The 9,925-nt window shown below is 30.0% G+C and carries 8 protein-coding genes and 1 pseudogene; 6 read left to right on the top strand and 3 right to left on the bottom strand.

Annotated features, from left to right (window positions below):
* Positions 1–70: 70 nt before the first annotated feature.
* The 3 genes from LQ688_RS10195 (at position 71) to LQ688_RS10185 (ending at position 2,565) form a co-directional block, all read left to right on the top strand.
* Positions 71–460, top strand: a complete 390-nt coding sequence (locus tag LQ688_RS10195; RefSeq protein ID WP_020444595.1) for a hydroxymethylglutaryl-CoA synthase — start codon at positions 71–73, stop codon at positions 458–460.
* Positions 461–1,296: 836 nt separating this feature from the next.
* Entirely contained in the window at positions 1,297–2,040 is a 744-nt protein-coding gene (locus LQ688_RS10190) for a glycerophosphoryl diester phosphodiesterase (RefSeq protein ID WP_000958858.1), read from the top strand.
* A gap of 96 nt (positions 2,041–2,136) precedes the next feature.
* Complete coding sequence (locus LQ688_RS10185; RefSeq protein WP_000872606.1) at positions 2,137–2,565, top strand: MaoC family dehydratase; 429 nt, start codon at positions 2,137–2,139, stop codon at positions 2,563–2,565.
* 45 nt (positions 2,566–2,610) lie between these two features.
* Here the strand turns inward: LQ688_RS10185 and mecA are convergent, their stop codons facing one another.
* The gene (gene mecA / locus LQ688_RS10180; protein ID WP_063852655.1) at positions 2,611–4,620 is read right to left on the bottom strand and encodes a PBP2a family beta-lactam-resistant peptidoglycan transpeptidase MecA; all 2,010 of its coding nucleotides are present in this window, start codon (positions 4,618–4,620) and stop codon (positions 2,611–2,613) included.
* Positions 4,621–4,716: 96 nt separating this feature from the next.
* Here mecA and mecR1 point away from each other — a divergent pair, with 96 nt between their 5' ends.
* Both mecR1 and mecI read left to right on the top strand, forming a co-directional pair.
* A complete protein-coding gene (gene mecR1 / locus LQ688_RS10175; protein WP_000952923.1) occupies positions 4,717–6,474 on the top strand; it encodes a beta-lactam sensor/signal transducer MecR1 in 1,758 nt (585 codons plus the stop codon).
* A complete protein-coding gene (mecI, locus tag LQ688_RS10170) occupies positions 6,474–6,845 on the top strand; it encodes a mecA-type methicillin resistance repressor MecI (RefSeq protein WP_000369214.1) in 372 nt (123 codons plus the stop codon). Before mecR1 ends, mecI begins: the two co-directional genes overlap by 1 nt.
* An 84-nt stretch (positions 6,846–6,929) precedes the next feature.
* Here mecI and psm-mec read toward each other — a convergent pair whose 3' ends face one another.
* Positions 6,930–6,998 carry a phenol-soluble modulin PSM-mec gene (gene psm-mec / locus LQ688_RS10165; protein WP_014532405.1) on the bottom strand — a complete coding sequence of 23 codons (69 nt, stop codon included), beginning with the start codon at positions 6,996–6,998 and terminating at the stop codon, positions 6,930–6,932.
* A 319-nt stretch (positions 6,999–7,317) separates the two neighbouring features.
* Between psm-mec and LQ688_RS10160 the strand changes: the two genes are divergently transcribed.
* On the top strand, positions 7,318–8,466 hold the full coding sequence (locus tag LQ688_RS10160) for an ROK family transcriptional regulator (RefSeq protein ID WP_000427807.1): 1,149 nt from the start codon (positions 7,318–7,320) through the stop codon (positions 8,464–8,466).
* Between the two features lie 113 nt (positions 8,467–8,579).
* Here the strand turns inward: LQ688_RS10160 and cstB are convergent.
* Positions 8,580–9,914 (bottom strand): annotated as a pseudogene (gene cstB / locus LQ688_RS10155) (persulfide dioxygenase-sulfurtransferase CstB).
* Between the last annotated feature and the right edge of the window lie 11 nt (positions 9,915–9,925).

The following is a 9,925-nucleotide window of genomic DNA, read 5'->3' as shown; positions in this document are numbered from 1 at the left end:
TCCTTGTTAAATTGTTTATATCTGAAATAGTTCATACAGAAGACTCCTTTTTGTTAAAATTATACTATAAATTCAACTTTGCAACAGAACCGTATTATGGAATAGAGATGTTGGTAACATTTATACAGGATCATTATACTTAAGTTTAATTTCGTTATTACAGAACCACACATTCCAACCAGAAGAGAAAGTATGTCTATTTAGTTATGGTTCAGGAGCAGTAGGAGAAATCTTTAGTGGTTCAATCGTTAAAGGATATGACAAAGCATTAGATAAAGAGAAACACTTAAATATGCTAGAATCTAGAGAGCAATTATCAGTCGAAGAATACGAAACATTCTTTAACAGATTTGATAATCAAGAATTTGATTTCGAACGTGAATTGACACAAGATCCATATTCAAAAGTATACTTATACAGTATAGAAGACCATATCAGAACATATAAGATAGAGAAATAAACTAGTGGCCGATTGTGCTTGATGAGCTTGGGACATAAATCCTAACTCGAAATAAATAAGCATATCACTAAACTGATTTTTTAAAGTTTACAGTGATATGCTTATTTTTTTATCTTACGATTTTGTACGTGCATGCTTGCCTAGGGGTATGGCTCGAGCCATTAGTCTCTCGCACATACTATTCCCTCAGGCGTCAGCACTTACAAAATCGGTTGTAATTTTCATTTTTATACGCATTCTTACTGAGATTATACTAATAAGAGGAATAGTAAAAGCAATTCTAAGTAAAATTGCAGATAAGAGGTTTGTTAAAAGCAGTTCTAAGTAAAATTGCAGATAAGAGGTTTGTTAAAAGCAGTTCTCAGTAAAATTACAGATAAGAGGTACGTTAAAAGCAGTTCTAAGTAAAATTGCAGATAAGAGGTTTGTTAAAAGCAGTTCTAAGTAAAATTGCAGATAAGAGGTACGTTAAAAGCAGTTCTAGGCAAAATTGCAGATAAGAGGTGCGTTAAAAGCAGTTCTCAGTAAAATTGCTGATAAGGGGTAAGTTAAAAGCAATCCTAAGTAAAATTGCAGATAAGAGGTAAGTTAAAAGCAATCCTAAGTAAAATTGCAGATAAGGGGTACAGAAAAACTAGACTTGATTACAAAATGGAGCTTGGGACATAAATGATTTTTTAAAAATGAGATGAGACGTAGATTAACTCCATAATCAATACGAATCTATCGACTTCTTTATTTATGATATTCATCTCTTTTTAATGGAAATAAAAGTGCGATTAATGTGATAATACAGTTACGTTAATTAAAAAAATAAAAATGCAAGGAGAGGTAATATGCTAACTGTATATGGACATAGAGGATTACCTAGTAAAGCTCCGGAAAATACAATTGCATCATTTAAAGCTGCTTCAGAAGTAGAAGGTATAAACTGGTTGGAGTTAGATGTTGCAATTACAAAAGATGAACAACTGATTATCATTCATGATGATTATTTAGAACGGACTACAAATATGTCCGGGGAAATAACTGAATTGAATTATGATGAAATTAAAGATGCTTCTGCAGGATCTTGGTTTGGTGAAAAATTCAAAGATGAACATTTGCCAACTTTCGATGATGTAGTAAAAATAGCAAATGAATATAATATGAATTTAAATGTAGAATTAAAAGGTATTACTGGACCGAATGGACTAGCACTTTCTAAAAGTATGGTTAAGCAAGTGGAAGAACAATTAACAAACTTAAATCAGAATCAAGAAGTGCTCATTTCAAGCTTTAATGTTGTGCTTGTTAAACTTGCAGAAGAAATCATGCCACAATATAACAGAGCAGTTATATTCCATACAACTTCGTTTCGTGAAGACTGGAGAACACTTTTAGATTACTGTAATGCTAAAATAGTAAACACTGAAGATGCCAAACTTACTAAAGCAAAAGTAAAAATGGTAAAAGAAGCGGGTTATGAATTGAACGTATGGACTGTAAACAAACCAGCACGTGCAAACCAACTTGCTAATTGGGGAGTTGATGGTATCTTTACAGACAATGCAGATAAAATGGTGCATTTGTCTCAATAGAAAGTTAGAGGTGAGTCTTACGTTTCAGTGACGGTAGACTTACCTTTAACATGTTACATACTAAAAAATTAATTTGAATAAGAAAGAGAGACATATATGAAATACGATGATTTTATAGTAGGAGAAACATTCAAAACAAAAAGCCTTCATATTACAGAAGAAGAAATTATCCAATTTGCAACAACTTTTGATCCTCAATATATGCATATAGATAAAGAAAAAGCAGAACAAAGTAGATTTAAAGGTATCATTGCATCTGGCATGCATACACTTTCAATATCATTTAAATTATGGGTAGAAGAAGGTAAATACGGAGAAGAAGTTGTAGCAGGAACACAAATGAATAACGTTAAATTTATTAAACCTGTATACCCAGGTAATACATTGTACGTTATCGCTGAAATTACAAATAAGAAATCCATAAAAAAAGAAAATGGACTCGTTACAGTGTCACTTTCAACATACAATGAAAATGAAGAAATTGTATTTAAGGGAGAAGTAACAGCACTTATTAATAATTCATAATAAAACAGTGAAGCAACCATCGTTACGGATTGCTTCACTGTTTTGTTATTCATCTATATCGTATTTTTTATTACCGTTCTCATATAGCTCATCATACACTTTACCTGAGATTTTGGCATTGTAGCTAGCCATTCCTTTATCTTGTACATCTTTAACATTAATAGCCATCATCATGTTTGGATTATCTTTATCATATGATATAAACCACCCAATTTGTCTGCCTGTTTCTCCTTGTTTCATTTTGAGTTCTGCAGTACCGGATTTGCCAATTAAGTTTGCATAAGATCTATAAATATCTTCTTTATGTGTTTTATTTACGACTTGTTGCATACCATCAGTTAATAGATTGATATTTTCTTTGGAAATAATATTTTTCTTCCAAACTTTGTTTTTCGTGTCTTTTAATAAGTGAGGTGCGTTAATATTGCCATTATTTTCTAATGCGCTATAGATTGAAAGGATCTGTACTGGGTTAATCAGTATTTCACCTTGTCCGTAACCTGAATCAGCTAATAATATTTCATTATCTAAATTTTTGTTTGAAATTTGAGCATTATAAAATGGATAATCACTTGGTATATCTTCACCAACACCTAGTTTTTTCATGCCTTTTTCAAATTTCTTACTGCCTAATTCGAGTGCTACTCTAGCAAAGAAAATGTTATCTGATGATTCTATTGCTTGTTTTAAGTCGATATTACCATTTACCACTTCATATCTTGTAACGTTGTAACCACCCCAAGATTTATCTTTTTGCCAACCTTTACCATCGATTTTATAACTTGTTTTATCGTCTAATGTTTTGTTATTTAACCCAATCATTGCTGTTAATATTTTTTGAGTTGAACCTGGTGAAGTTGTAATCTGGAACTTGTTGAGCAGAGGTTCTTTTTTATCTTCGGTTAATTTATTATATTCTTCGTTACTCATGCCATACATAAATGGATAGACGTCATATGAAGGTGTGCTTACAAGTGCTAATAATTCACCTGTTTGAGGGTGGATAGCAGTACCTGAGCCATAATCATTTTTCATGTTGTTATAAATACTCTTTTGAACTTTAGCATCAATAGTTAGTTGAATATCTTTGCCATCTTTTTTCTTTTTCTCTATTAATGTATGTGCGATTGTATTGCTATTATCGTCAACGATTGTGACACGATAGCCATCTTCATGTTGGAGCTTTTTATCGTAAAGTTTTTCGAGTCCCTTTTTACCAATAACTGCATCATCTTTATAGCCTTTATATTCTTTTTGTTTTAATTCTTCAGAGTTAATGGGACCAACATAACCTAATAGATGTGAAGTCGCTTTTTCTAGAGGATAGTTACGACTTTCTGTTTCATTAGTTGTAAGATGAAATTTTTTTGCGAAATCACTTAAATATTCATCCATTTTTTTAACGGTTTTAAGTGGAACGAAGGTATCATCTTGTACCCAATTTTGATCCATTTGTTGTTTGATATAGTCTTCAGAAATACTTAGTTCTTTAGCGATTGCTTTATAATCTTTTTTAGATACATTCTTTGGAACGATGCCTATCTCATATGCTGTTCCTGTATTGGCCAATTCCACATTGTTTCGGTCTAAAATTTTACCACGTTCTGATTTTAAATTTTCAATATGTATGCTTTGGTCTTTCTGCATTCCTGGAATAATGACGCTATGATCCCAATCTAACTTCCACATACCATCTTCTTTAACAAAATTAAATTGAACGTTGCGATCAATGTTACCGTAGTTTGTTTTAATTTTATATTGAGCATCTACTCGTTTTTTATTTTTAGATACTTTTTTTATTTTACGATCCTGAATGTTTATATCTTTAACGCCTAAACTATTATATATTTTTATCGGACGTTCAGTCATTTCTACTTCACCATTATCGCTTTTAGAAATATAACTGCTATCTTTATAAACTTGTTTGAAATTTTTATCTTCAATTGCATCAATAGTATTATTAATTTCTTTATCTTTTGAAGCATAAAAATATATACCAAACCCGACAACTACAACTATTAAAATAAGTGGAACAATTTTTATCTTTTTCATCAATATCCTCCTTATATAAGACTACATTTGTAGTATATTACAAATGTAGTATTTATGTCAAAATAATGTTATAATTTTTGTGATATGGAGGTGTAGAAGGTGTTATCATCTTTTTTAATGTTAAGTATAATCAGTTCATTGCTCACGATATGTGTAATTTTTTTAGTGAGAATGCTCTATATAAAATATACTCAAAATATTATGTCACATAAGATTTGGTTATTAGTGCTCGTCTCCACGTTAATTCCATTAATACCATTTTACAAAATATCGAATTTTACATTTTCAAAAGATATGATGAATCGAAATGTATCTGACACGACTTCTTCGGTTAGTCATATGTTAGATGGTCAACAATCATCTGTTACGAAAGACTTAGCAATTAATGTTAATCAGTTTGAGACCTCAAATATAACGTATATGATTCTTTTGATATGGGTATTTGGTAGTTTGTTGTGCTTATTTTATATGATTAAGGCATTCCGACAAATTGATGTTATTAAAAGTTCGTCATTGGAATCGTCATATCTTAATGAACGACTTAAAGTATGTCAAAGTAAGATGCAGTTCTACAAAAAGCATATAACAATTAGTTATAGTTCAAACATTGATAATCCGATGGTATTTGGTTTAGTGAAATCCCAAATTGTACTACCAACTGTCGTAGTCGAAACCATGAATGACAAAGAAATTGAATATATTATTCTACATGAACTATCACATGTGAAAAGTCATGACTTAATATTCAACCAGCTTTATGTTGTTTTTAAAATGATATTCTGGTTTAATCCTGCACTATATATAAGTAAAACAATGATGGACAATGACTGTGAAAAAGTATGTGATAGAAACGTTTTAAAAATTTTGAATCGCCATGAACATATACGTTATGGTGAATCGATATTAAAATGCTCTATTTTAAAATCTCAGCACATAAATAATGTGGCAGCACAATATTTACTAGGTTTTAATTCAAATATTAAAGAACGTGTTAAGTATATTGCACTTTATGATTCAATGCCTAAACCTAATCGAAACAAGCGTATTGTTGCGTATATTGTATGTAGTATATCGCTTTTAATACAAGCACCGTTACTATCTGCACATGTTCAACAAGACAAATATGAAACAAATGTATCATATAAAAAATTAAATCAACTAGCTCCGTATTTCAAAGGATTTGATGGAAGTTTTGTGCTTTATAATGAACGGGAGCAAGCTTATTCTATTTATAATGAACCAGAAAGTAAACAACGATATTCACCTAATTCTACTTACAAAATTTATTTAGCGTTAATGGCATTCGACCAAAATTTACTCTCATTAAATCATACTGAACAACAATGGGATAAACATCAATATCCATTTAAAGAATGGAACCAAGATCAAAATTTAAATTCTTCAATGAAATATTCAGTAAATTGGTATTACGAAAATTTAAACAAACATTTAAGACAAGATGAGGTTAAATCTTATTTAGATCTAATTGAATATGGTAATGAAGAAATATCAGGGAATGAAAATTATTGGAATGAATCTTCATTAAAAATTTCTGCAATAGAACAGGTTAATTTGTTGAAAAATATGAAACAACATAACATGCATTTTGATAATAAGGCTATTGAAAAAGTTGAAAATAGTATGACTTTGAAACAAAAAGATACTTATAAATATGTAGGTAAAACTGGAACAGGAATCGTGAATCACAAAGAAGCAAATGGATGGTTCGTAGGTTATGTTGAAACGAAAGATAATACGTATTATTTTGCTACACATTTAAAAGGCGAAGACAATGCGAATGGCGAAAAAGCACAACAAATTTCTGAGCGTATTTTAAAAGAAATGGAGTTAATATAATGGATAATAAAACGTATGAAATATCATCTGCAGAATGGGAAGTTATGAATATCATTTGGATGAAAAAATATGCAAGTGCGAATAATATAATAGAAGAAATACAAATGCAAAAGGACTGGAGTCCAAAAACCATTCGTACACTTATAACGAGATTGTATAAAAAGGGATTTATAGATCGTAAAAAAGACAATAAAATTTTTCAATATTACTCTCTTGTAGAAGAAAGTGATATAAAATATAAAACATCTAAAAACTTTATCAATAAAGTATACAAAGGCGGTTTCAATTCACTTGTCTTAAACTTTGTAGAAAAAGAAGATCTATCACAAGATGAAATAGAAGAATTGAGAAATATATTGAATAAAAAATAAAATTGTTGTGTTTACAACAATACATAGAAAACAGAGGAAACAATCAAGTCGTTGAATATTTCCTCTGTTTTTTAGTTGAAAAAATTAACCGAAAGCCTGAATGCAAGTCTTGATTAAATCAATAATGCTTGTAATAACACCAGTGAAATCCATATGCATACCCTCTTTCTATTTAAGATACATTAAGTATAATATCAAACAAATAAAAAATGTTAAAAATTCCCTAATTGGCTATTTAGATTGCATAAATGTCAAAAATTTGAAAAACATACAACGACTTTGCATAAAAAATCGTCATATTGGAAATACGTAATTTATTGAAATAATAAAAAAAATAAAAGAACGAAGATGATAACCTAAGTGAGGTTTTAAGTTGTTCTAAGGTTTAATTTAATTTATGTTAAAATAGTTGGTATAAAAATACATGATAAACTATAAACTAAATTCAAAATAACTTATGGGGTAGGCAATTATGGAAAATATTTTAAATATAAATGATAATGAAAAAAGAGTGCTAAGGGAAATTTATAACCATCATAATATTTCGCGTACTCAAATATCTAAAAATCTTGAGATTAATAAGGCAACGATTTCTAGTATTTTGAATAAGTTAAAGTATAAATCTCTTGTTAATGAGGTTGGTGAGGGTGATAGCACGAAGAGTGGTGGTAGAAAACCTATTCTTCTGAAGGTTAATCATCTTTATGGTTATTTTATTTCTTTGGATTTAACTTATAGTTCTGTTGAAGTGATGTACAATTATTTTGATGGTAATGTCATTAAGCATGAATCTTATGATTTACCTGATGAAAAGGTTAGTAGTATATTAAGCATAATAAAAAAACATATTGATATTCAGGAGAAACTTGATACTTATAACGGACTATTAGGTGTGTCTGTTTCTATACATGGAGTTGTGGATAATGAGCAGCATGTGACATATTTACCATTCCATGAAACTGAAGGAATTTCAATTGCTAAGAAAATAAAAGAAATTACTAATGTTCCAGTCGTAGTTGAAAATGAAGCGAATCTTTCAGCGTTATATGAACGTAATTTTAATCATAATTTATCCTACAATAATCTTATTGCTTTAAGTATACATAAAGGTATTGGTGCTGGGCTTATTATTAATAATCAATTGTATCGTGGTGCAAATGGGGAAGCGGGTGAAATTGGAAAAACACTTGTCTCAAAAGTTAGCGATAATGTGGAGATCTTTCATAAGATTGAAGATATTTTTTCACAAGAAGCTTTACTGCATAATTTAAGTAATCAACTAAATGAGAAGATGACGCTTAGCAAATTAATTCAATTTTATAATGAAAAAAATCCAGTCGTAGTTGAAGAAATGGAACAATTTATAAATAAAATTGCTGTTTTAATACATAATTTAAACACCCAGTTTAATCCGAATGCAATTTACATTAACTGTCCATTGTTCAATGAAATGCCTGAAATATTAGAAGCAATTAAGAACCAGTTCAAACAATATTCACGTAACGAAATTCAAATAAAGTTAACATCTAATGTCAAATTTGCAACTTTGCTAGGTGGTACATTAGCAATTATCCAAAAAGTACTACAGATTAATGATATTTACTTAGATATAAAAGCATAAAAAACTAATTCAAATGAATAATCAAAGTTCGTAATTGTCTTTATAAAAAAATCCCTCAATCCGAATTGAATTTTCGGATTGAGGGATTTTTATAGTTCTATTGCAGAAGAAAACTATTTTAAAAATGCTGGTAAATGTTGATAGCCACCTCTAACGTTAACAATATTCGTAAATCCTTTATATTCTAATATTCCTACCGCTATTGAACTTCTAACACCTGATTGACAATGTACATAAATTAGGTCATTTTTATCGAAAGGTATATCTTCATTTAAAAGTTTACCGTGAGGAATATGAATTGCTTGTTTTAAATGACCTTTACGCCATTCATCATCATTACGAACATCTAATACATTATGTTCTTCACCAGTCATTTCAGAACTATGAATAGATGATGTGACGATATTTGTTTGTGGCAAACGGTAACTTTTTACATTTTCAAAACCAATTAATTGTAAAGCATGAATAGCTTGTTGAACGGTAGATTTATCGCCAATTAATTCAATATCTTAGTCATAATCTAAATACCAACCAATTTGATTTATAAAAGTTTTATTAAAAGGAATATTGATAGTTCCATGCATATGACCACCATGGAATGCTTCTTTACTTCGAAGATCAAAAGCAGTTTGTGTATTGCTTGAACTAGGGTAAACATTATATGGTTGGTACATTTGCATACCAAATTGATTTATTTTTTTCATTTGTGAAAAATGGTGTGGTGGAGCTGGCTGATTGAGTGTTAAAGTTTCGATAAATGAAGTTTCATCTTTAACATTAAAAGCCCAGTTGTTTATTTTCTCATAACCCAAAGTAGTTGTAGGTAATGAACCTAGCGCTTTACCACAAGGACTCCCTGCACCATGACCTGGCCAAATTTGAATATAGTCTGGTAATGTTGCAGCAAATTGTATGGACTGATACATTTGTTTTGCTCCGATTTTTGTAGAACCTTCAACATTTACAGCTTTTTCTAATAGATCTGGTCTACCTACATCACCAACAAAGATGAAGTCACCGCTAAATAATCCCATTGGTATACTGGAACCCCCACCTTCGTCAGTAAGTAAAAAACTAATACTCTCAGGGGTATGGCCTGGAGTGTGTAAGACTTCTAATTTAATCTTTCCTAAATAGATAATATCTTGATGCTTAACGAAATGTGTTTGTTTAGGCATATTTTTATAATTAAATTCATCTTTACCTTCATCAGATACGTATATACTTGCATTCAATTTATTTGCCACATCTCTAATACCTGAAGCAAAATCAGCATGAATATGTGTTTCTGCAGCTTTAGTAATTGTGAATCCTTCTTTATCTGCAACTTTTAAATATTTTGTTAAATCTCGTATAGGGTCAATAATCATTGCTTCTCCTGTACGTTGACATCCAATTAAATAAGATGCTTGTGAAAAATTGTCTTCATAAAATTGTTTGAAAAACAAAAAAAAACTCC

This window comes from Mammaliicoccus sp. J-M40, assembly GCF_022386395.1.
Classification (GTDB): Bacteria; Bacillota; Bacilli; order Staphylococcales; family Staphylococcaceae; genus Mammaliicoccus; species Mammaliicoccus lentus.
The sequence above is the reverse complement of the archived record's forward strand: the minus strand, read 5'-3'. Positions and strand labels throughout refer to the sequence as shown.